Here is a 23,496-nt window from a genome sequence, read left to right on the forward strand (position 1 = left end):
CGGAGCGTACGGACAAAGGAAACTCCTTGAAGGAAAGCAGAACAAAAAGGGAGTGAGCAGGAGAGTGGAGAAGCGAAGCGTCCGCCTTTGAAACCGATTCCTAACCACGACAACATTTCAATCAAAGGAATCGATTTCAACAGCGGGTGGAACCTCCTGTTCACTCCCTCCCCACACGCCAAACTGAACACAACCACCAAGGACCGTCTGGTGTGCTTCGAATAAGGCGAATAAGCAGCGGAAGGCACTCCAAACCGGAACCGAAAAAGAGGAATTTGACCGTTTACCCCGAAAATAACAAGAATAGAACCATTTTTGTAGCTGCTTAACCTGCGGGGTTAGGCCTTTTTTTTGCCTTTTCCCCTTCTAGCCCTCAAGGATGACCATGAACGCGATTATTACCCATTTTTCATATTCCGAGATTCGGTAAGTTAAAGGAGAACATGTAACTGGAGACCAAGGGAGGGTAGCGGATAAGATCGAGTTGTAAGCGAATACAGCTAAATTAAGGAGAGGGTTATTCCATGGGGAAAGGTTCAACACTTGCAAAACTCGGTCTAGTGGCAGCGCTGGCGGGCACGGTCGCCGCCTGCGGGAAGGAGGAGGCCAAAGCGCCGGACAAGGCGTCGGACTCGTCCAAGAACGCACCTGTTACATTGAAAATGATGACCGCGCAGCATCCTTCCTGGCCGTACAAGGAAGATTGGCCGATCTACAAGTTCATTAAGGAAAAGACGAACATCGACTTCAAAGTGACGGTACCTGCGGGCGACTACACGACCGCGATGAATCTGGCCATCTCCTCCGGAGACATGCCGGATCTGCTGATCGTTCCCAGCTTGAACGCGGCCAACCAAAATGGAGCCAGTGGTGCGTTGCTCAATTTCTTCGATAATATGGACAAAATGCCGAACTACAAAAAATTCCTGGAGCAGCATCCCGATGTGAAGGCGGCTACCCTGTCCCCGGACGGCAAGAGCTACTACCTTCCACACTACGGCCTGGAGCAATGGTCTCGACGGTCTTGGCTGTACCGGGACGACATCTTCAAGAAGAACAATTTAACCCCTCCGAAGGATTGGGACGAGATGTATACGGTGGCCAAGAAGCTGAAGGAGCTCTACCCTTCGAGCTACCCGGTCGTCATCTATGACAACCTCACCTCGCTGACTAACATTGCGCCTGCTTTCAACACTTGGCAGGGCTCGTATGTGGATTACGAGAAGAATGAGTGGCGGTACGGACCTATTGAAGATTCGTATAAGCAAATGCTCATGACCCTGAACAAGTTCTATAAGGAAGGGTTGATTCCTCCAGACTTCATGGCGATGAAGCGCGATCAGTTCAACGACCTTCTGGCGCAGAATAAAGGGTTTATGGCAAGCGATTATATCGGGGCGATGGATGAGATTCCGGTCATCATCAAGAAATCCCCGGCCGAATTCAGTCTCGATTACATGGTGCCGCCTAAAGGCGGGGCGAACGGCAAGCCGTATAACGCCTATGGCGGCCTGCTGTCGAATGGCTTCGCGGTAGCGGCGAGTTCCAAGAACAAGGACGCGGCGCTCCGTTACCTCGATTTCCTGTACTCGCCGGAAGGCATCGATATGGCTACTTGGGGTAAAGAAGGCGAAACGTATACGGTCGAGAACGGGAAGCGGAAGTTCAAGTCGGATTTCGCCATTCTGGGCGATCTTCGCACCAAGACGGGAATCGCCACGTATGGGGCCCATCTCGTCGTGGATATGAACGCCTACTCCTACATGAATTCCGATAAAATGAACAAAGCGCTGAAGCAGATCCAATCAGGGAACGAAGCGAAGGTGCAGCCTCGCCTCGCTTACACCGATCCGGAGAATGAGATCATGAATACGACCAACGCGGCGGTTGTCAAGTACCGGGATGAGCAAATCGCCAAGTTTATCGTCGGGCAAAAGAGCTTCGATGAATGGCCGGCCTACGTGGCGGAGTTGAAGCGTCTGGGCGTCGACAAGGTGATGGACGTGCAAAAAGCCGCATATGAGCGGAACCAGAAGGCCATGAACGCTAAGTAAGTCGAACCAATTAAGCAATAGGAGGAGCTGCCTTCGAGCCGTGGATAAGTCTGCCCTGGCTCGAAGGAGTCCTCGATCAATCGGAATGACAGGTTCCGCCAACCGGGGGGTTTGAGATGTCGTCACCTAGGTCAACTTCGTGGGTTCGAAACCTGAAACGCGACAAATATTTATTGCTGTTGTTTCTGCCGTGCCTGCTCTACTATCTGGTTTTCAAATACGCTCCGATCTTCGGCATTGTCATCGCGTTCAAGGACTACAACTTGTACAGGGGCATTCTGGAGAGCAAGTGGGTGGGGTTCAAATGGTTTGAGCTCTTCTTCCAGAGCCCGGACTTCTTCTCGATTCTGAAAAACACGTTCCTGCTGGGGTTCTATAAGCTCATTTTCGGTTTTCCGGCGCCGATCATCCTGGCCTTGCTCCTCAATGAGGTACGGAATTCTTTCTTCAAGCGGTTCGTCCAGACGGCGAGCTATTTGCCGCATTTTATATCCAACGTGATCGTAGCGGGCATCATCACGATGTTCCTGTCGCCCCGCATCGGATTGGTCAATAATCTGTTGGACCTCATCGGCCTGGAGCGTATCAATTTCATGGTGGAATCTTCCTGGTTCCGGACGATCTATGTGTCGAGCGAAATCTGGCAGCATCTCGGCTGGGGGACGATCATCTATCTGGCTGCGCTGAGTGCAGTTGATCCCCAGCAGTATGAGGCGGCTCGCATCGATGGTGCGAATCGCTGGAAGCAGACGCTTCACATTACACTTCCCGGGATTGCTCCTGCGATCATGGTGATTCTGATTCTGGATATTGGCAAGGTCCTAGAGATCGGATTTGAGAAAGTCTTTTTGCTGGCTACTCCAGTCACATACAGCAAGGCGGATATCATCAGCACATATGTCTATCGGGTGGGATTGTCAGAAGGAAGATTCAGCTACGCCACGGCCATCGATCTATTCATGGGCATCATCAGCTTTATCTTCATCCTGAGTGCGAATTGGATCAGCAGGAGAGTCAGCGGCAACAGTCTTTGGTAGGAGGTAAGCTAATGCGTCAACGAAGTAATTGGTTCGATTACGTGAACGGGGCAATTCTGCTAGGCGTTGTCGTCGCCTGTCTGTATCCGTTCCTCTATATGTTGGGCGTCTCCTTCAGCGGCAGCGGACCGATCGCCCAAGGGGAAGTCTGGTTGTTGCCGAAGGAATTCAATACAGACATGTACCGGTACGTGTTCCGGGACGGCCGAATCATGACCGGGTACAAGAATACGCTCATCTACGTTACTCTCGGCACGACGGTGGCCATGATCGTGACCACGTTCGGGGCTTACGCCCTGTCCAAGAAGACGATGGTACTGCATAAAACGTTCATGATATTGATCGTCATCACGATGTTCTTCAGCGGGGGCATGATCCCAACCTTCCTCGTCGTGAAATCATTGGGCTTGTTAGATAGCATATGGGGGATGGTGCTGCCGGGGGCGGTGGCGACGTGGAACCTGATCATCATGCGCACCTTCTTCATGGGGCTACCGAATGAGCTGGAGGAATCCGGGAAGATCGACGGACTCTCCGAGATCGGCATCCTGTTCCGTATCGTGCTGCCGCTGTCCAAGCCGGTGCTGGCCACAATCGGGCTGTTCTATGCGGTCGGGATCTGGAACGGGTTCATGGGGGCGCTGATGTACTTGCGCGATCATGACCTGTACCCACTGCAGCTGATTCTGCGCAACATCGTCATAGGCGGCGAGTTGACGAGCGCCCAGGGGCCGATCGGGGGCGAGTACACCATCAATGAGAACGCGTTGAAATATGCGGCCATCATGGTCTCTACCCTCCCGGTTCTGCTTATCTACCCGTTCATTCAGAAGTATTTCGCCAAGGGAGCGCTGATCGGCTCGGTCAAAGGCTGAGGCCGCTTCGGGCTTACAGCTTGCGGAGCGTCGTCTTCCGGTAATCGCCCGGCGGCATCCCCGTCTCCTTCTTGAACATTCGAATGAACGAGGTACCGTTGCGGTACCCGATGGCTTCTCCGATCTCCTGGATGGTGAGCGAGGTTTCCGACAGCAGCTGTTTGGCCTTGCTCAGCCGTATGCCGTTCAAGTGGTCGATGAAGTTTTTGCCGGTGTTTTCCTTGATATAGACGGACAGGTAACCGGGCGACATGCCGATTTTAGAGGCGAGCAGATCGAGAGAGATATCTTCCCGGTAATGCTGCTCGAGAAAAACCATGACGGAACGGATCAGATCGTAGCTCTCCTCCCGTTTCAGCACGACTGCCCGCGTAGCCTCACTCAAAGCGGTTTTCAGCAACTGCTTGTAATGCTCCAAAGTAACGCATTCCCGAAGCTGGCGCGCGCCAGTTTCCAAGGCCGGCGGCAGGGCGAGTTTAAGGAGCTCCATCGTTTTTTGGGTACGCATGAGCACGTTCTCGGCAAAAGCGGAGATTTGATGGGCGGAAGCCGAAAGCATCAGCTTCTCGTCCAGCGCGCGATCGATCAGGTGATGGCACGCCGCTTCGTTTCCCGCCTGCAGATACACGTAGAACTCTTGATCCTGATCCATGGCGAAACCGATGAAATCGTCGGCGTCCGAATCGTCGAACAGAATCTGCGTCTCCTCGACCGGCCTCGATTGAACCACCAGACGAAGCGCCGCCGCATAGGCCTGGTCGAATTGCTCCGAACCCGTTATGATCGGGCTTACCGCCATCGTCACCAAGTAATAGGGCGTGTCATGATCGAAGATCAGCTTTAGCTCCCGGAGACCGTCCAATAGTGCGTCCGGCCGCTCGCCTGTGCGCTGAATCACGGAGAGCAGCTGATCGTGCTCCATTTGGAACGTTGTGGAGTGGGGGAATTGCGCCAGTATGACCTGCTCGATGATCTCGCGAATGCCTTTGGCCGCCTTGCCAGATACAGTGGTAGCATTAATCGCTTGCCGGAATCGCAGCTGATAGACCACGATCTGGAAGCTGCCTTCCTTCAAGGGCAATTCGTTCACTTCGTGCGAGTCCAGCGAGAGGTTCTTCAGCCGAACGATATAGCCGTATTGGGTCAGCATGGCGCGGCTGTCCATCAGCTTGCGGCTTATCCTTTTCTTCTCCTGCTGCAGGTCGAGCAAATGCTCCTGAATGGCGCTGAACTCCTGAATCGGACTGCGCAAGGATTCGGACTCCGACTGCTGCATCCCCCGTACGAGCTGTTTGATCGGGCGATGGATGTTGCGGCTAAACAGCAGGGAGGCGGACAGACCTAGGGTTACTGTAACGATAAACAGGAGCGTTGCCAGTCCGTTCAGCTGTATGAGCTTGGCGTTCAATTGGGAAGTCGGAATGACCGTCACGTATGTAAAGCCGGTAGCTGCGCCCTTCTCGTAGAAATAGTATTTTCCCTGCTCCTTGATCCACTCAGCATGGCCGTTCCAAGCAGGTGGCGCTTCCGAGTCGGGGGCGGATTGGAACATCACTTGTCCATTAGCTTGGAGAATGTATTGCATGGAACCTTGGATTTGGGCATTGGACTTGTACCATTTTCCTATATCGATCAAAGCCAGGATGCTATAGGTGCTGTTCGGCAGATTCATCTCCACCGGCATCAAGGTCTTGAGCGTCTGGCTCCTGCCAATCCGGAACGGACGGCTGGGAGAGGGGGTCAAATCGGACGTAAGGCTGTCCTTGCGCATCCAGTAGGAGATGGGATACATATCGCTCACGTAATATTGGGAGAACATGCGGTCGGCATCGATCAACGCTCCCTTCTCCAGCAGAAAGGCCTGTTGCTTGTACAGGATCATGACGTCTTCAAACCAATACGTGGGCTGCTCGGCTATCGTCTGGAGATTTTGGATGACATTCGCAACCATCGTGTAATCAAGAGAAGCTTTGCCGGCTGACAGGCTCTGACGTTGGATCGCCTGCACGCGCTCATCGAACTGCAGGCCCAGCAGCAGCCCGCGCCAGATCTTAAACTGATTCTCCAGGCCGTCGACCGAATTCCGAATCAGGGCGCGGTTGTAGGCGACGATTTCCTTGTCCACGTTCTTGCTGAAGTAGGTGAACGACCACAGGTTGAATGAGGTTAGTAGGACCATGACGATCAGGAAGTAGACCAGCATCCTCATAAACAAAGAATTCATCCGTAGTTTGTGCACGATCAGGTTCATATCCTGGAGCTCCTTTGTTTGGAAGAGTACCTCAATTTTATCCGATGGGGGAGGTGGTGAGAAGTTACATTCTTTCGGAAAGCTGACCATTTTTATTCCCGATCACGATTCTACCGAACTCAGTCAATTTTTCAGATCGTTATCCAAGCTGTAGCATGATGAACCACAATCCACTACTGGAAAGCAGGGATCCTATGACCGTCTTAATCAACCTACTGCCTTATATGAAGCGTATCGAGGACGCCAAGGAATTGTTGGAGCGATGGTCCGGTGGACTGGAGATTCCGATGGACGGCCCCAACTGGGAAGAGCCCGCCAACTGGAACGAGGAGTTCCTGCGCTTCAAGGATTACACGGGTCCCATCAGCGTTCATTCGCCGATCTGGGAGCTGAACCTGGCCTCCTCCCGCTTCGAGGTCATCAGCCAATACTCGTACGAGGTGTACAAAGGGTGTCTAGAATGGTCAGCCCGCATCGGCGCGGAACAGATGGTCCTGCATCCGAGCCTATACTCTACGATGATCTTTAACCGCAAACAGTCGCAGGCGAGATCAATTGACAATCTGAAGCGATTGGGGGAGGTAGCCGGGAAGCTGGGGATTGATCTGGCCGTGGAAAATGTGGGCTTCCATGAATTCGCCTTGTTCGACGAGGAGGAATTCGTGCGACTTTTCGAAGATATCCCGACGATCTCTGCGCTGGTGGACGTTGGCCACGCCCATATCAACGGCTGGGATACGCCAGAATTGATCCGGCGTCTAGGCACGCGTCTCAGCGCGGTGCATCTGCATGACAACGACGGAATCGATGACCTGCATCAGCCGATCGGAGAGGGTACCATTGCCTGGGACCCCTTGTTTGACGCCTTAAGGAGCTTGTCGCATCCCTTCCGGTCGATTCTGGAATACCAATTCGACACGCCGCTGCAAATCTTGCTCGACCATGCTGGGTTGGTGAAGAGTAAGCTGAGCAATCCTGCGGTTTCGTCGAAGTAATGTAAATCGACCGATTGCCTCCCGTTACGCTGCGCTATTGGTGCTACTCTACGCTCTAGGCCAGTGGCAGCTGCATGAACAAGAGGAAGGAACCCGCCCGTCAGGGCAAGGTTCCTTCCTCTTTGTTAACGATTCAGAAAGTATAACTTCGCTGATTGTTCATCGTCTCGGTAAACGCACGGCGTCAAAGGACACCGTAAGGCGTTTATCCTTGTGACAGGGTTTAATCGTTAGGTGGGATACACGATAATGGTGTGATACATCGTCTTCATGTTCGCCGTATTCTTGTAGGTGTGCGGCTGATCGGCTGAGAAATGGATGGCGTCGCCGACCGTCAGCGCATACGTTTCCTGATGAAACGTAACCTCCAGCTCGCCTTGCATCATCAGAATATATTCCTCTACACCTTCATTGTGAGGCTCGGATGCATGGCTGCAGCCGGGTTCCATCTCGACAGTATAGATTTCGAACTGTTTCTTCTGATCGAATGGAATGAGGGGGAACGCCCGATATTGCCCATCTTCTTCGAGGAACGGCTCGACTTCCGCGAAGCGGAAATGGGTTACCTTTGGTGCATCCTCTTCAATTAATGATGTAAAGGAAATATGAAGGCCGTTGACGATCTTCCATAGAATCGAGATCGTCGGATTGGAATCGCCGCGCTCGATCTGCCCCAGCATCGCCTTGCTGACACCCGTTAATTCCGCGACCTGGTCAAGGCTGAGTGACCGTGCTTTGCGTATCGCTTGCAGGCTTTTGCCAATCTTCTTATGTATTTGCTCGTGTTCTTGCTCCATGTATTCGCGTTCCTCCTGAACCATTTGCAACTATTCCCCATTATAAACCAACTGCGCCTATACGCAATCGGATAGTAGTGAAGTAAAGGGGAATGTTATTTGTATTCAACAAAAAACAGCCCTTACGGACTGTCTTATGGTAAAATATAACTTGTACAACTGAACTTGGGCGGTAGGCTTCCTCCGGAAAGGAGGGCGCCTATGAACAACTTTTCGTTCAACGATGTGTTAGTGTTCGGGATGTTTCTTCTCGCACTTTTAACGTATCTAAAACGGAAATAACCCGCCTAGGTTAGGCACCGTAAGCGCGGGTTATTTCCTCCATGCAGATTGCTACTCAGGAGGATAACCGCCTAAGTGTTGTGCAGGGACGGCTGGCAGGCCGTCCTGTTTCTATTCTTATGATACCGCAGGTTGAATATACACGCAAGGCGAATCACCCACATCGTAGGCAATTAACTATGTACAATATAACGCACATGTGTATAATATGAAATATAGGATGATATAACGCACAAAAATATGTGATCGTATATATTGTTTGGGCAATAGCAGGAGGGATATGACATGCGAACGACGATGATGGGGTTGGTGAAGGAGCAACGAGCGCCGAAGGCGGTACTCAAGGAAGTGCCCATTCCACGCTGCGGGCCGGATGAAGTGCTTGTGCGGGTGAAAGCGACTTCAATATGTGGAACGGACGTGCACATCTACAAATGGGATGCTTGGGCAGAGAGCACAGTCGTTACACCGAATGTGTTCGGCCATGAGTTTGCGGGAATTGTGGAGGAAGTAGGCCGCGATGTGACGAATGTGAAGCTAGGTGAGCATGTATCTGGTGAAGGGCACATGGTCTGCGGCGTGTGCAAAGCTTGCCGGACCGGCAACGCACATGTATGTCCGAATACGCGTAGCTTCGGCATTACGGCACCCGGCTGCTTCGCCGAGTATGCAGTCGTGAAAGCTTCGAACGTCATTCACAATCGCGCTGATATGCCGTTCGAGCTGGGCTGCTTGCAAGACCCGCTCGGCAACGCGGTGCAGACGGTGCTCGCTGGCGACATCGTCGGCAAGTCAGTCGCCGTCATCGGCGTCGGGCCGATCGGACTGATGGCTGTCGCCGTAGCGAAAGCATGCGGCGCCGGCCTCGTGATCGCCGCTGATGTGAATCCATATCGGCTGAAGCTGGCTACGCAAATGGGCGCCGATCACACGATCAACAGCGCCGAGACTCCGCTCGCCGATGCACTTATGGCGGCCACCAACGGTGAAGGGGCCGAGGTCGTGCTGGAGATGTCCGGTCACCCGGACGCGATCCGCGGCGGCTTCGAAGCAGCAGCGCCTGCCGCACGTGTATCCCTGCTCGGAATTCCAACTCGCGAGGTTTCGCTGGATTTGTCCCGGCATATTATATTCAAAGGACTGCGCATTGAGGGCATTACAGGACGGCGTATGTACGAGACGTGGTACCAGTTGAAGGGGTTGCTCGATCAGAAGCGGATCGACCTTCGACCGCTCATCACACATACGTTCACGCTGGATCGTTATGAGGAAGCATTCGAGCTGATGGCCTCCGGGCAATGCGGCAAAATCATCTTCACCCACGACACACTACCGTTACATCAGAAGGAGGCAATCGACTATGGCCAACTGGAACTCACTTAAGCAAGAGCTGGATCAACTGAAGCAGGAGGGACGCTACCGGCCGATCTCCGTCTGGGAGAGCGGCTCGAATACATGGATGACGATTAACGGCCGCAGCGTGCTGCAGATGTCATCGAACAACTATCTCGGGTTAACGAATCATCCGGACTTACAAGCGGCTGCGATTCAAGCCATTGAACAATATGGAGTAGGCAGCGGTTCGGTCCGTACGATTACCGGGACACTTGACATCCATGATCGGTTGGAGCTGGAGTTGGCCGCGTTCAAGGGAACCGAGGCAGCGCTCGTATTCCAATCGGGCTTCACGACCAACCAGGGAGTGATGACGATACTGGGTTCTAACGATGTCGTGATCAGCGATGAGCTGAATCATGCCAGCATTATCGATGGCATCCGCCTGACCAAGGCGCAGCGCCGAATCTATGCGCACAAGGATATGGACCAGCTCGAGGCGGTGCTGCGCGAGAGCAGCAGTTTCGATAAACGTCTGGTCGTCACAGACGGCGTATTCAGCATGGACGGCGATATTGCGCCGCTGCCAGCGATCGTGGAGTTGGCGGAGAAATACGACGCCATCGTCTACGTGGACGACGCTCATGCGAGCGGCGTATTGGGCAAGAACGGCAAAGGCTCGACCGATCACTTCGGCCTTCAGGGAAGGGTGCACATTCAGGTCGGCACGTTGTCCAAGGCGGTTGGAGCTGTTGGCGGCTATGTCGCTGGGGACCAAATACTGAAGGACTTCCTGATACAGAAAGCTCGTCCGTTCCTCTTCAGCACTTCACAGCCGCCGGCTGTTGCCGCAACATGTCTGGCCGCCATTCGTGTATTGAAGCAGAGTGAGGACCTGATCGCGCGGCTATGGTCGAATGCGTCTTACTTCCGCTCGAAGGTGCAGGCGTTGGGCTTCGATACGGGCGCAAGCGAGACGCCGATCGTTCCGGTCATCGTCGGAACCCCGGCGAAGACGATGCAGTTCTCCGATCTGCTGCTCCAGCAAGGCGTGTTTGCGCAAGGGATCGTCTACCCGACGGTTGCCCTCGACAAAGGCCGAGTACGGTTCATCGTAACGGCTAAGCACACACAGGAAGACTTGGACTATGCACTCGGCGCGCTACAGCAAGCAGGCAAGCAATTAGGTATTCTAAGTTAGGTATTCTAAGTTAGCCAAGCGTTTATACTAGAAGCGAAGCATCGTCACAATAGGTAAGGGCAAGCATGTCCTTAACCCAAGTGATGATAGCTTCGCTTATTCGTACTGGAGCAGTTGAGGCAAATGGAGGATTGACGAATGGAAGCGAGTCGGTGTAGACTATTATTAGTACCTGGTACTAATATCAAGTACCAATAAAGTTGGAGGTGTCGATTATGACCGCTTTGACAGGCGCCCGAATTACGGCCATTGGCACGTATGTCCCTGAGAAAGTGCTTACGAATGCGGACTTGGAGCAATTGGTGGATACGAACGACGAATGGATCGTCCAGAGAACGGGTATCCGGGAGCGGCGAATCTGTGCACCTGACCAATTCACCAGCGACTTATGCGTGGCGGCTGCCCAGGATATGATGGAGCGTTATAACAAGTCGTTGGATGACGTAGATATGATCCTGGTAGCAACGAGCACGCCGGATTTCCCATTTCCCAGCACAGCTGCCATTCTGCAGAACCGTCTGAATATTCCCGGTACTGCTGGAGCTCTGGACTTGAGCGCAGCGTGTGCGGGTTTCGTATATGCACTACACATGGCTCATAGCTTCATTGCCTCCGGGCTGCACCGGAAGGTGCTAGTATTCGGCGCTGACGCGCTATCGAAGATAACGGATTATACGGATCGTTCGACATGTATCTTGTTCGGAGATGGAGCTGGGGCGGCATTAGTGGAAGCGGATGACGAGCATGACCGATTCTTAGCCTACCGGCTCGCAAGCGATGGGGGCAAGGGTCAGCATGTGTACCGTACTTCCGGGATGACCCGTCAGTTGAACGGCGTGGAGCTCTCGGATTCCCGCTGTCTCGTCCAGAATGGCAAGGAAGTGTTCCGTTGGGCGGTCCGAAGCTTGCCGGAGGAAATTCGGGCTATGCTGGACGACGAAAGCGAGGGGCTTGCTAAGTCGCGAGTGGATTGGTTCGTCCCTCATAGTGCCAACCTTAGGATTATAGAGCCGGTCTGTGAGAAGCTAGGGTTACCTATGGACCGAGCGTTGTATAGCCTGGAGTATTACGGAAATACTTCGGCTGCTTCGATCCCGCTTGCTCTAGATATCGGGGTGAAGGATGGACGAGTTAAACATGGTGACCGGGTATTGATGTACGGCTTCGGGGCGGGACTGGTTCAAGCTGGACAACTGTTGGAATGGACATTGGACTGAGCCTGCTCAAGCAACAAAACAGAGAACACCACTCCACGCTTAATCCGCGTCTGGAGTGGTGTTCTTTTCGGTCAATCTTGTATTTGCTTGCGCGCGTTGCCATAACATTTGCGACACACGGGGAGGTAGCTTTCGTTACCGCCAATCATAATTTGTGCGCCTTCGAACACAGGAACTCCGTTGTTCAGCCGCATGTTCATCGTCGCTTTACGCTGGCAATACCAGCACACCGTTTTCACTTCTTCTATTTTGTCCGCCAAGGCCAGCATATGGTAACTGCCTTCGAACAATTGGCCGAGGAAATCAGCACGAAGCCCATAGGCAATGACTGGAATGTTCAGCTCATCCACGATTCCGCACAAGGCGAGCACTTGCTCCTTCTTCAGAAACTGCGCTTCGTCCACCAGGATGCAGTCTGGCTTCTCTTTCCTTGCGAGGGCGTATAGGTCGGTTTGTTCTGATAATATATAGGCGGATTTCTGAATTCCGATTCTGGACGTAATCAGTCCTTCCCCGAAGCGATTGTCGACAGCTGGCGTGAACAGCATCACGCGCTTGCCCTGCTCTTCATAATTGTGAGCCGTGCGCAGCACCTCGATGGATTTCCCGCTATTCATAGCCCCGTATCGATAATATAATTTTGCCAAGTTGCCCGCATTCCTCTCTGTCCATGAATTCGTTTCTCCTAGCATACCGGAAAATATGTGGGTCGCAAAGAGGCAAATGTGCAGACTATTCTGGCAACGTTAACCACCTTAACCGATAGCTGTTCAGGGCCGTTTCGCCAAGCTCTTCCAACAGACCGTAATTGGCCCAGGCTCCTACAACGGCACCGATGCCAGGAACGAGCTGCAGCATTTTGCGAAAATCGATCGTATCCCGGTACTCCGTCTGGAATTTCTCCCAATCGAACGTCCTCATCGAGAGTTGGCCTGCCTGGCCCGTGCCCCCCTGCAATGACACTTGATTCCAATTGTGTACTGTCCGATATGTTCGCGTACGCACCTCACCGCTGGAATAAGCAAGTTGGAAAATGTACAGAATGAACAACCGTTCGCTCTCGTCTTTGGTGGAGAATCCGTATACGTGGGCTAGCTCGAACAAGAATTTCAGCTTAATGGCGATGAGCGCGGGAAAATCGACAAGGCTCAGCACGAAGCCGCCAGCTCCTGTACCAGCTCCTTCAGCAGCGGCCAGCTTCTTGTACATGGATAGACGCTCTGCAGCCAGTTCGTCTCGCTCCTGCAGGGTCAGGCCAAGTTGCGGAGGTGTCTTAGGCGTGAATTCGATGCCGGTCTGCACCGACTTCACAATCCCTTTCACGGCAATGGTCAAGGCATTGTGAACCTTGGCAGGGATGACTTGGTTGATTCGAGTCTGGAGTCGCTTGGATGTGCGTTTCAGAAGACCAGGAGGCTGCAATAATGTGCGCTCCCAAGTGGCTAGTCGGATTCGGCATTGTTGTTCGTATGTGGACATGGAGGAGTCTCCTTTCATGTTGAGGGTTATTTATAACTCATACGGAAGTATACTCGTCTTAGTAGCATAACCGCAAAAGAGATTAATCTTAAAAAATATCCGTTGACATTTCAGCTCATTCCGCTAAAACTGAAATTATAGGAATAATTAGGAGAAGGAAAGGGGCGGCGGGATTGTATAAATCATTATTATCGTCGGAAGAATTGAATGCACTGCTGTCCGCGGAGCAAGTCTCCGAGTTAACCGCCGTCGATCATCAGTCAGGGGAGCCACATTCACATTCTTCGGAGGCGTACTTGCAGCGCATTCAGCAATTGGAGCATGACATTAGTCAACTTGTGAGACGGGTAGAGCTACTGGAATCACAGCTGCAAAGCTCTTGGGTTGACATGCAGCCGATAACATCTAGAAGTGAGGTCGCTGCGGCGGCTGTACGCGCTGGTGAGGGCCAGGTGCGGCCCGAGCAGGACAGCGAGGCTGTCATCTACACGCACTCGACGCCCGACTCGCAAGCAACTGCTATGACCGCAGTGACAGCAGTGACTCCCGAAGCAGCGCCTATTCTCTTGTCTCGTGTTGAGACGTATCGGCAGAAGCCCAAGCGATCGCTATTTCGCTAGAGCTTGATGTTAAAAAAACAAATGGAGTGGGGTTCCCAAACTGTTGGCAGTTTGCACTCCACTCCATTTTTATTGTAAATGTTCAGATCGTATAAGTGCCGATGTCGAGGCTCTCCATCACTTGCGATCGCAGCGCCACGAACTCGGCGCTGTTGCGATTGCGCGGCCGCTCCATGTCGGCCTTCACGGTACGTACGATGCGTCCTGGGCGCGGACTCATGACATAGATCGTATCGGCCAAGTAGACGGCCTCGTCGATGTCATGGGTGATGAGCAGCACGGTCTTACCTGTGCCACGCCATAGCTTGATCAGCTCGTTCTGCATCGTCAGCCGGGTGATGGCATCGAGCGCGCCGTATGGCTCGTCCAGCAGCAGCACTTCAGGATTCAGCACGAGTGCACGGGCGATCGAGGCACGCTGCTTCATTCCGCCGGATAGCTGGTGCGGGTAATACTTCTGGAAGCCGGTCAAGCCGACCTTCTCCAGAATTGCATCGACGCGGGTGCGGCGTTCGGCAGCGGGAACCTTAGCCAGCTCCATGCCGAAGCCGACATTGTCTTCCACGGTGCGCCATGGATATAGCGCGTGCTCCTGGAAAATCAGGACGCGCTGCGGGTCGGGTTGCCCGATGATGCGATCATTCGCGAGCACCTGGCCGGTGCTTGGTTTCTCCAGCCCTGCAATCATACGCAACACGGTACTTTTGCCGCAGCCAGACGGACCTACAATTGCTGCAAATTCGCCTTTCTCAATGGTCAGGTTGATATTCGATAACACATCGAGCTGACCGAACTGTTTCGTGATGTTATCAATGCGAATCGTCTGCATTATTGGTCCCCTCCCGATACATAGCGCCAGTGAAGCAACTTGCGCTTCAGACGCTCCAGCACCATATAGTCGAGGAAAGCGGCGATGAGGCCGATGCACATGATGCTCATCAGTACGCCTTCCATATCGGCGATCTCACCCCGCCAGTTGGAGTAGTAGCCGAGTCCCGAGGTTGCTCCTCCGACCATCTCGGCAGCAATCAGCGAGCGCCAGGCGTTGCCGAATGCCACTTGTGCACCAGTCATGAATGCAGGAAGAGATTCGGGTGCGAATACCTTGGTAAGCTGTTGTCCCTTCGTGGCACCCAATACACGAGCAAGCTCGAGATGCGTCCGATTCACACCTTCAGTTGCGTTCAACACGGACAGCGCCATCGGGAAGAAGCTCGCAATCGTAATAACCGTAATAATCGTAGCATTGCCGTAGCCGAGCAGGATCACGAAGAATGGCACCCATGTAATAGGTGGAATGGATTGCAAGATTGAGATTAAGCTGCGCAGGTACAAGGCAAATGCTTTCGAGACACCGGCTAGCAGGCCCAGAATGGCGCCCAGCAAGCAGGCGACCGGATAGCCAACAGCTAAGCGAATCATACTACTCTTAATTCCGTTCATGAAATCAGGATTCGTGAAGCTGCGGAATAACCGTTTGAACACAAAGGGAACGTCAGGCAGCAAGTAAACCGGTAGCGTAAAGGCGACAATCTGCCATATAGCAAGAAGGCTGCCAATGGCAGCGAGGAACGGCAGCAACTTGCGTATGAAGGAGCCGACTTTCGATTTGTTCGTTTTCGTGGTGGCTGGTGTGGATGTAGAGTTCACCGAATGTAGTCTCCTTACTATTTTTTCTGCGTATTTTGCCAAGTCAGATCAAGAATGTCATCTACTTTAACCGACTTATCCAATGCTTTTTGCTCCAGCAGCAGATCGGCAATTTCTTGCATTCTCTTCACATGATCGGCGTTGATTTCCCAGTTGAACTTCTGAGAATCAATTGATTCCTTGATGACGGTAGTCGCTTTGATGTCACCTTTGTCGGTCTTGACTGTATCGCCCTGGATGAAGCGGCTTGTAATCAAGTCTGCTGCCTTCTGGGAATCCTTCTGCAGCATGTCGATCGCTTCCTTCTGAGCGTCCAGCATCCGATTCACGCCTTCGCGATTCTTCTTCAGCACATCGTCCGTCGTAATAACGACCATGCAAGGGAACGGCCATTCTTTACCGACTTCATAGATTTGCTTCACTGGCATCGTCTTCGTAGCGATCTTATCGTAAGGCTCGAACACGAATGCCGCATCGATCGCTCCGCCTGCCAACGATTGAATCGCTTGCGCAGGTTCTACGTACACCATCTTCAGATCGTCTTTGGTCAGCTTGGCATTTTTCAGCGTAACTCCAGTCAAGACGGTATCCGCGGTGCTGCCGGCTTTTTGCGAGCCAAGACGTTTGCCCTTCAAATCTTCCACCTTACTGATTCCGCTGTCATTGCGTACCAGGATGCTGTGGAAGCCCATTTGCGCGCCGCCCACGACCTTCAGACCTGCGCCCTTGGACGCCCATGTTACAGCATTCGTGAAGCCGAGTACGCCTGCATCAACATCACCGCCTACCATCGCTTTGATCAGGTCGGTTCCGCTCTCGAAGGCTTGCATCTTCACATTCAAACCATTTTTCTCATATAATTTGGCATCGAAAGCAACCATAGCTTGTGCATCGTCCATTACGTTTAGGTAGCCCACCTTAAGGTCCTTGACTTCTTTCTTAGGCGGTGTTGTTGCTGTAGCCGCTCCCGATGGTGCTGGTGTTGCTGCTGAGCCTTGTGTTTTGGAACCCGACTCCTTCTCCCCGCAAGCACTGAGTGCCAGCATAGATGCAGCCAATGTTAATCCGAGCAGTACGTTTGCCGTTTTTTTGCGATTGATGCGAGTATTCATTGTATTTCCCCCTAAACTTATTAAAACCATAATTCCTACTGTTTTAATAGGATTATAAAATCCCTATAAAGAACCGTCAAGTATTTATTCTAGTTACTGTCAAAAATGTTTCAATCGCATATACACCCCGACGTCCGAATAGGATGGAGAAGGATGAATTTGTTACGCAGAATCTTTTAGAAGGAGGGATGTTTCATGGTGACACAGGATGAGAAGAACATCGCACTGATCGCCCATTTGCTGTCGCTTGTGACCGGCTTCATAGCACCATTAATCATTTGGCTCATGAAGAAAGATCAGTCCAGTTATGTAGAACAACATGCCAAGGAGGCGTTAAATTTTCAAATCTCCATCTATATTTATGGCCTCGTGTCGAGCATTCTGATCATTGTGCTGATCGGGATTGTGCTGTTGTTCGTGCTTGGGATCTTTGCATTCGTGGTCATTCTGATTGCTACGTTGAAGGCGGCTAAGGGCGATCTGTACCGCTACCCACTAACGATCCGCTTCCTGAAGTGATAAGGCGCTTCGTTTCGGGTATAATGGGAGCCATGGCCACGAACACTCGGCACAACTCGCATGAGGAACGGAGCAGGACAGTACGATGAGCACATTAATTGCTTTATTGACGGATATTATTCATTCACAGAAGCTAGGGCAAGCTATCATCTCAGCACCTAGAAAGAAGTTGCCGGACTCGATCAGCAAAGTGAGAATCAAGCCGGTTCAATTGAAGTCGGGCCTGCAAGTACAGTTCGAATATCATTATGCGCGGAAAGTGACCCATGAGAATGTGAGTCCCGAACAGGCTGTTGTTAAGATGTCGGATTTGTTGCAAAAAGACGGATTCAAGCAGGGGCTCGTACAGACGGCTGAAGCGGACTATCACATTCTCATGAATAAAAAGGGTGAGGCTTCGATTCTCAAGAAATCGCCTACTCGTTCGGTGCAAAGTGATGCAGGGCATAACCGCAAAAAACAGTATTTGCTTGAGGAAGGAACTCCGGTTGCTTTCCTTGTTGAGCTGGGTGTGATGAATGCGCAGGGGAAAGTGCTGGCGGCGAAGTACGATAAGTTCCGTCAAATCAATCGATATCTGGAAATGGTTGACGATGTCGTGGGTTCGCTTCCGACTGGACGAACGTTGAACATCGTCGACTTCGGCTGCGGGAAGTCTTATTTGACGTTCGCGTTATATCACTACTTGCAGGTAGTTCGGGGGCTGGATATTCAAGTTGTTGGCTTGGATCTGAAAGAAGATGTCATCGCAGATTGCAGCGCGTTGGCGGACAAGCTGGGGCTCGACCGCCTGCAGTTTCTTGTCGGCGACATCGCCGAGTATAAGGGCTTGGAGCGCGTCGACATGGTCGTGACGCTGCATGCTTGCGACACCGCGACGGACGCGGCGTTGGAGAAGGCCGTCCGCTGGGACGCGGACGTCATCTTGTCCGTGCCGTGCTGCCAGCACGAGCTGTTCGGGCAGCTTGCGAACGCGACGCTGTCGCCGATGCTGACGCACGGCATCATCCGCGAGCGGTTCGCGGCGCTGGCCACGGATTCGATCCGGGCCTCGCTGCTCGAACTACTCGGGTATAAGACGCAGATCATGGAGTTCATCGACATGGAGCACACGCCGAAGAACTTGCTGATCCGCGCGGTGAAGCAGACATCGCTCTCTTCCGAGCGAGTGGTGGGTAAGAGGGAGGCACGGGCAGACGACACGGCGAGCGAGGGAGGCACGCAGGCAGTAGTCGGCGCTGCGAGCGAGGGAGGCGCGCTGGCCGTGACCGGTCCAGTGATCGCGGCCAAGGCGGCGGCGTACCGTCGCTTCGTGTCGGAGCTGGGCGCCGACCCGTATCTGGAGCGCGCGCTGCGGGACAAGCTCGCGCCGATCTTCGCCGCTGCTGGAGCTACCCGGGCGTAGTCAGCAACGCGATGCGATGGAGTGCGCCGGTTAGCTTTTGCCGAGTCTATCGGCTACGTAGTGGGAATAGGAGAACTCAGTTCTCCTATTTTATGATCACAACGAACGAGAGCGAATATAAGAGAACTCAGTTCTCCTATATCGCTGTAACATCCAACCAAACGGCCATCCTAGCTTGAATAGGAGAACTGAGTTACTCTATTTCGACTTTGTACGGCCCGACTTGGTGGATAAAAGAACTCAGTTCTCTTATTCGCCAAGTCGGGCTATTCTTTTCCCAACCACCACTTTGCTTCCAGCACGCCCCGCCCGCCGACCGCTTAACCGCGCTCGCCCTCGACATCCCGCCTGCGCACCTGGCCTCGCTCACCACAAACAACAAAGAGGCTGTCCCAAGCCGCTACATCTCAGCTTGGGACAGCCCCATTCCATCAGTTCGCCACGAATTTGTACGTTTTGCCCTGAGCTGCGTTCACTTGTACCGCGTATTCGTCGAAGATCGCCTTGCCCTGGTACTTCGACATGAGCTCGGCGCGATACTTCGGCCAGTTCGCCCCGGATTTCTCCTCGAACAGCAGCTTCACATGATATTCCCGCATCTTGGTGCGGAAATCGCCGATGTTGATTCCGGCCGGCGGCGCAGTACTTATGCCGATCGATGGGAGGTACTTGTAAGATTTAATCGTCTTGAGGATGTCACGATCGCGATCGGACATGGACGGATCGATAATCGTCAGCCCCAGTCGTTCCGGCTCGTCCAAGCGCGTGAAGAAGTTCCAAATGTTCAGGAAATCGCCCTGGTCGACAATGTCTTTCTTGATGGCGGCATTGTTAAGGGTATAAGTGCTGCCGCTCTTCGTATAGTGGACGCCTTCTTTGCCATAGTGGGTAAGCAAGTAGCCATCTGCACTGGCTAGCCAATCGAGTATCTCCACCGTGCGGACGATCTTCGCAGGCTGTTTGTCAGCCGTAGTCTTGGCGAACAGGAACGGAAAGCCGGGAATGTTCTCCGTCCAGACGCCAGTGTCCTTATAAGGCTGGAACGGAACCCAATTCGCTTGAGGCGTAACGGCCTTCGTCTTGTTCTGGTAACTGGACGGGATGCTGTCGAGCCCGAATTGCTCATCCGACAGTACGATGCCGACTTTGCCTTGCGCCGCTTTGTCCAAGTGCTGGGTTCCCTTATTCAGGAACCAGTCGGGGTCGACGATGCCTTCGGCAATTTCTTTGACAACTCCGTCAATCACGTTCTGTATTTTCGGGTCGGTCTGCGTGTCGATGAATTGATCGCCGACCAGCATGCTGGCTCCCATCAAGCCGTTTTTCAGCCAATCCGGAAAGTCATAGGAAAGCGAATTGCCATTGCCGGCCGCGCTCAGGCCGTAAGTGTCCTTCTTGCCGTTGCCGTCCGGGTCGTTAAACGTGAATTTCCGCATGACCTCCAGCATCTCGTCGTACGTATTCGGGACACTCAAGCCTAGCTTATCCAACCAATCCTTACGGACATAGTAGGAGCGATATGTTTTATAGGCGAACGGCAGCGGAGCACGCCAGAAAGTCCCTTTTTCTACCGCATAACCCGGCAAGTCCGCTTCCTTGAACCAAGTCTTAAAATAATTCGGCATCGTCTTAGCACTCACGTAAGGCTTCAAATCGGCCAGAAGACCATCTGTTGCATACTTCTGCGATGCGGTTCCCGATGCGATGAACATGTCGGGAGCTTCCCCTCCGGCAAGCATGACACTGATCTTGTTGTCATAGTCGGTGCCGGGCGCCATGTATTCGAGATTCAGGCTTACATTAAATTTCTCTTCAATCGCTTGCTTGACGAAATCATCCTTGGGCAGCGTGCTGCTCGCTTTTCCTGAGACGAACCATCTCAATTGCAACTTTTCTTTCTTGGCGTCCGTGGCCTGAGGTGCTTGTGTCTGCCCGGCACCATTCTTCTTCGCCCCTGATTGTCCTTCGTCAGACTTGGAGGAACACCCTGTCACCACGAGCGAAAGTACTATCGCACTGACTCCCGCAAGTTGAAAGGGCTTCCAATTAACTCTTTTCTTCATAAGCATGACCTCCTATTATTTAGGCCCAACGTCTCGACCCGCTGGCTAGCCATCCGGCCTCCAGGAATCTGAATTCATCATGGCACAGGAGAACGCTTACTGAAACTGTACGATCGGGAATCGACTGTACATGGCGAACTGTACTTTGCGAAATGAACTGTACTTCACACCCCGGAGGCGCTCTTCGGCATCAAAGGACTTGCTTAAGCCGGTATTCCTTCGGCGTAGTGCCGTATCTCTTCTTGAACAGTCTGAAAAAATAGCTTTGGTTCGTAAACCCGACTCTCTCCATAATCTGATTTACGCTATATTCGTGCTGGCTCAGGAGGGTGATCGCTTGCTGCAGCCGTACCTCGTTCAGATACTCTGGGATCCCCGCCCCATACTTCTGTTTGAACAGCTTGCTGATATGCGCACTGGACAGTCGGATCATCGAGGCAATTTCGGGCAGACACAAATTCGCGTCCATGTAGCGGGTATGGATAATTTCGTGAATCGTTTGCGAAACTAGTTGATTCGTATGATCGCCTGTGGGCTCGTTCAGAGTGACGATGATCTCAGCCAGTTTATCGTGAAACAACTGCTCGGCTTCTTGAAGCGTATCGATGTGAGCTAACTGCCCATATAATTCCCGCGTATCCAAAGCGACCGGCTGCAGCCGATTCCCATTCATCTCTTCCACGTACTTATGAATGGTCGCGAGCAAGTGGAACATGCCGTATAGCATTTGCTCGTACTTCAACAAGCGCAGGGAGCAGAACCATTCCTCGAGGCATCCGATCACAAGCTCGATGCGCCCTGACTTCAACCCTTCGGACAGCCGCTTCTCCAGCTCCGGAGAAGACAAGAACTGTCCAGAGCGCATGTTCGGCTCCACCAGCTCTGGAGTAATAAGCGCCATTCGGCCAAACAGCATCCGATAGTTGATATAGTCGAGGACTTGTTCATACAGTCGGCTCAATTGCTGCATATGCTCTCCGATCGGACTGACCGCCGCCGTTAAGGATAGCGAGTACAAGTGCCCGGCTTTGCCTTGAATGCTGCGGATGCGCTGCAGCAAGTCGTCAGAGTCTCTCGTCTCTTCGGGCCAGGCAAGAACAACGAGGACGCAGCCGTTGCCCATATCCATACATTCGTGCACATACCGATCCGACAGCATTTCGCTTGCGAGGGTACATACAACAGCTGGGTAAGCAGCCGAATCCTGATTTCGCCCGGAGGAATTCGCCTGCGGCTTGAAGTCATCGATCCGGAATCCAACAAGAAGGAAAGGATGTTCAAGCTGGAGCGCCAACCGATGCTGGCGGATCATCTCCTGAATGTCCTCCAATGGTGTTGAGGCGCTCTCCAGCACGATTTTCTTCAAATCATACGATCTCAGAACCCGATTCTGGTCGTCTTGATGCTGGGCTAGCTGATGCACTTGATCGATCGTATGCTGGAAGGCGTTCGAGAGATACGCCCATTCATCCTTACGAGCAACACTCGAATCAGTTGTGGCGGCCGTCATGGTGGAGCGTACTTTTCGCAGCAAGATCTCAACAGGATGGTACAGACGCAGCGCCAGAGCAGCGGAAGCGCCAAGCGCTAGCAGTAAGAACACAGCAATGATGTAGAAGGATACCGCGCGCATTTGTAAAATCTCATGGAACACTTGCTCATAAGGCTGCACACTAACTACGGTCCAGTCGTACTTGGAGGACTTCATATAGGAGACGATTTCCTTCTCCTTGCCGGTGCCGTGCACGAACAGGTCTGCGCTATTCTCGGATCCGTTCATCTCTTGCTGCAGGGATTGATATAGCTCTCCGCCGTCCGACCAGCTCTGTTGCACAGGATCGTAACGCTCACCTGAACCATTCATAAGCAGCAGTCGGCTGTTCCCGTTATCCTTCAGCCGATTAATGCCAGACAACTGGGCGAATACCCATTCGGGCTGCACATTCAGAATGAGCATGCCTTTCTTATTCAAGCTTGTCGGCTTGTCGCTGTACATGAAGTAAGAGAAGAAGTCGATCGGTCTGCGATCGACCGAATGGGTACTAGCGGACACGGGAAGAAGCTTGAGCTTCGGTATATTCGTTTGGTTGGCTACATATCGAGCCGTCAGCATGTTCACGCCTTCAGGCTGACAAGCCAGAATAGCGGAGGGGGAGTAGGAATAGTAGCATTGGTTGCGCTCGTTATAGATGACGATGGAATGTAGGAACGGTGCTGCTTTCATCAGCCGTTCCAAGGTCGAGAGATGTTGGTACAACGTATAAGTATCCTGAAGATCGGCGTACATGAAATCGCTTACATCAGAATCGTAATAAGCAGATATAGCCGTCGTCTTCACCAGTTCATTCACAGAATCCAGGTTGTAGATCGTTTGTGCGAGCATCTTCTCGCTGGCAGACTGTTGAATGTCTAAGACTGTACGTTCGGTATGAATATAAAGCGCGGCTGAAGAAGCGGACAGCAGCACGAGGAGCAGCAGCGTCATGGACAGCAGCAGCCGGATCAAATACTTTCTGGATGTATAAGGCAATGTGAGATTCATCGACAAAACCCCCTCCCCAGCATAATACCACATTAGAGGGGTTTCGTGATTAGAATGTGCCT

Annotated in this window: 19 protein-coding genes; 10 read left to right on the forward strand and 9 right to left on the reverse strand. The window is 52.6% G+C overall.

All coding sequences use genetic code 11. From position 1 onward, the window contains the following. Positions 1 to 524 precede the first annotated feature (524 nt). From AC1DWB_RS13665 to AC1DWB_RS13675, 3 genes are all read left to right on the forward strand, one after another. Positions 525 to 2,054, forward strand: a complete 1,530-nt coding sequence (locus AC1DWB_RS13665) for an extracellular solute-binding protein (protein WP_477541625.1) — start codon at positions 525 to 527, stop codon at positions 2,052 to 2,054. A gap of 116 nt (positions 2,055 to 2,170) precedes the next feature. Continuing rightward, positions 2,171 to 3,091, forward strand: a complete 921-nt coding sequence (locus AC1DWB_RS13670) for an ABC transporter permease (protein WP_477541626.1) — start codon at positions 2,171 to 2,173, stop codon at positions 3,089 to 3,091. Between the two features lie 11 nt (positions 3,092 to 3,102). Next, a complete protein-coding gene (locus AC1DWB_RS13675) occupies positions 3,103 to 3,966 on the forward strand; it encodes a carbohydrate ABC transporter permease (RefSeq protein ID WP_477541627.1) in 864 nt (287 codons plus the stop codon). 13 nt (positions 3,967 to 3,979) lie between these two features. Here the strand turns inward: AC1DWB_RS13675 and AC1DWB_RS13680 are convergent, their stop codons facing one another. Next, positions 3,980 to 6,217, reverse strand: a complete 2,238-nt coding sequence (locus tag AC1DWB_RS13680) for a helix-turn-helix domain-containing protein (protein ID WP_477541628.1) — start codon at positions 6,215 to 6,217, stop codon at positions 3,980 to 3,982. A gap of 194 nt (positions 6,218 to 6,411) precedes the next feature. Between AC1DWB_RS13680 and AC1DWB_RS13685 the strand changes: the two genes are divergently transcribed. Then, on the forward strand, positions 6,412 to 7,212 hold the full coding sequence (locus AC1DWB_RS13685) for a sugar phosphate isomerase/epimerase family protein (protein ID WP_477541629.1): 801 nt from the start codon (positions 6,412 to 6,414) through the stop codon (positions 7,210 to 7,212). 230 nt (positions 7,213 to 7,442) lie between these two features. Here the strand turns inward: AC1DWB_RS13685 and AC1DWB_RS13690 are convergent, their stop codons facing one another. After that, positions 7,443 to 8,009: a helix-turn-helix domain-containing protein gene (locus tag AC1DWB_RS13690; protein ID WP_477541630.1), complete on the reverse strand. Its 567-nt coding sequence runs from the start codon at positions 8,007 to 8,009 to the stop codon at positions 7,443 to 7,445. Positions 8,010 to 8,576: 567 nt separating this feature from the next. On the opposite strand from AC1DWB_RS13690, the gene tdh reads away from it, so the two are divergent. The 3 genes from tdh (at position 8,577) to AC1DWB_RS13705 (ending at position 12,044) form a co-directional block, all read left to right on the forward strand. Beyond that, on the forward strand, positions 8,577 to 9,674 hold the full coding sequence (gene tdh, locus AC1DWB_RS13695; RefSeq protein WP_477541631.1) for an L-threonine 3-dehydrogenase: 1,098 nt from the start codon (positions 8,577 to 8,579) through the stop codon (positions 9,672 to 9,674). Further along, the gene (locus AC1DWB_RS13700) at positions 9,652 to 10,827 is read left to right on the forward strand and encodes a glycine C-acetyltransferase (RefSeq protein ID WP_477541632.1); all 1,176 of its coding nucleotides are present in this window, start codon (positions 9,652 to 9,654) and stop codon (positions 10,825 to 10,827) included. Before tdh ends, AC1DWB_RS13700 begins: the two co-directional genes overlap by 23 nt. 215 nt (positions 10,828 to 11,042) lie before the next feature. Next, the gene (locus AC1DWB_RS13705; protein ID WP_477541633.1) at positions 11,043 to 12,044 is read left to right on the forward strand and encodes a beta-ketoacyl-ACP synthase 3; all 1,002 of its coding nucleotides are present in this window, start codon (positions 11,043 to 11,045) and stop codon (positions 12,042 to 12,044) included. Positions 12,045 to 12,115: 71 nt separating this feature from the next. Here the strand turns inward: AC1DWB_RS13705 and AC1DWB_RS13710 are convergent, their stop codons facing one another. Both AC1DWB_RS13710 and AC1DWB_RS13715 read right to left on the reverse strand, forming a co-directional pair. Next, positions 12,116 to 12,691 (reverse strand): thymidine kinase, encoded by a 576-nt coding sequence (locus tag AC1DWB_RS13710; protein ID WP_477541634.1) that lies wholly within the window; start codon positions 12,689 to 12,691, stop codon positions 12,116 to 12,118. A gap of 85 nt (positions 12,692 to 12,776) precedes the next feature. Next, positions 12,777 to 13,523, reverse strand: coding sequence for an EcsC family protein (locus tag AC1DWB_RS13715; protein WP_477541635.1), 747 nt, complete (start codon positions 13,521 to 13,523; stop codon positions 12,777 to 12,779). 173 nt (positions 13,524 to 13,696) lie between these two features. On the opposite strand from AC1DWB_RS13715, the gene AC1DWB_RS13720 reads away from it, so the two are divergent. Continuing rightward, the gene (locus tag AC1DWB_RS13720; RefSeq protein ID WP_477541636.1) at positions 13,697 to 14,143 is read left to right on the forward strand and encodes a hypothetical protein; all 447 of its coding nucleotides are present in this window, start codon (positions 13,697 to 13,699) and stop codon (positions 14,141 to 14,143) included. A gap of 82 nt (positions 14,144 to 14,225) precedes the next feature. On the opposite strand, the gene AC1DWB_RS13725 is transcribed toward AC1DWB_RS13720, so the two are convergent. From AC1DWB_RS13725 to AC1DWB_RS13735, 3 genes are read right to left on the reverse strand one after another with little or no spacing between them, the layout of a single operon-like run. Beyond that, positions 14,226 to 15,071 carry an ABC transporter ATP-binding protein gene (locus tag AC1DWB_RS13725; protein WP_477541637.1) on the reverse strand — a complete coding sequence of 282 codons (846 nt, stop codon included), beginning with the start codon at positions 15,069 to 15,071 and terminating at the stop codon, positions 14,226 to 14,228. Further along, the gene (locus AC1DWB_RS13730) at positions 14,972 to 15,793 is read right to left on the reverse strand and encodes an ABC transporter permease (RefSeq protein WP_477541638.1); all 822 of its coding nucleotides are present in this window, start codon (positions 15,791 to 15,793) and stop codon (positions 14,972 to 14,974) included. The genes AC1DWB_RS13725 and AC1DWB_RS13730 overlap by 100 nt, the downstream gene beginning before the upstream one ends. 17 nt (positions 15,794 to 15,810) lie before the next feature. Next, positions 15,811 to 16,905, reverse strand: a complete 1,095-nt coding sequence (locus AC1DWB_RS13735; RefSeq protein WP_477541639.1) for an ABC transporter substrate-binding protein — start codon at positions 16,903 to 16,905, stop codon at positions 15,811 to 15,813. A 195-nt stretch (positions 16,906 to 17,100) separates the two neighbouring features. Between AC1DWB_RS13735 and AC1DWB_RS13740 the strand changes: the two genes are divergently transcribed. Both AC1DWB_RS13740 and AC1DWB_RS13745 read left to right on the forward strand, forming a co-directional pair. After that, complete coding sequence (locus tag AC1DWB_RS13740) at positions 17,101 to 17,424, forward strand: DUF4870 domain-containing protein (RefSeq protein WP_477541640.1); 324 nt, start codon at positions 17,101 to 17,103, stop codon at positions 17,422 to 17,424. Between the two features lie 85 nt (positions 17,425 to 17,509). Continuing rightward, entirely contained in the window at positions 17,510 to 18,829 is a 1,320-nt protein-coding gene (locus AC1DWB_RS13745; protein WP_477541641.1) for a class I SAM-dependent methyltransferase, read from the forward strand. Positions 18,830 to 19,260: 431 nt separating this feature from the next. On the opposite strand, the gene AC1DWB_RS13750 is transcribed toward AC1DWB_RS13745, so the two are convergent. Next, on the reverse strand, positions 19,261 to 20,892 hold the full coding sequence (locus tag AC1DWB_RS13750; protein ID WP_477541642.1) for a type 2 periplasmic-binding domain-containing protein: 1,632 nt from the start codon (positions 20,890 to 20,892) through the stop codon (positions 19,261 to 19,263). Positions 20,893 to 21,082: 190 nt separating this feature from the next. Then, positions 21,083 to 23,434 (reverse strand): helix-turn-helix domain-containing protein, encoded by a 2,352-nt coding sequence (locus AC1DWB_RS13755; RefSeq protein WP_477541643.1) that lies wholly within the window; start codon positions 23,432 to 23,434, stop codon positions 21,083 to 21,085. Positions 23,435 to 23,496: the final 62 nt, after the last annotated feature.

It is taken from the genome of Paenibacillus sp. P4_E11, assembly GCF_056401635.1.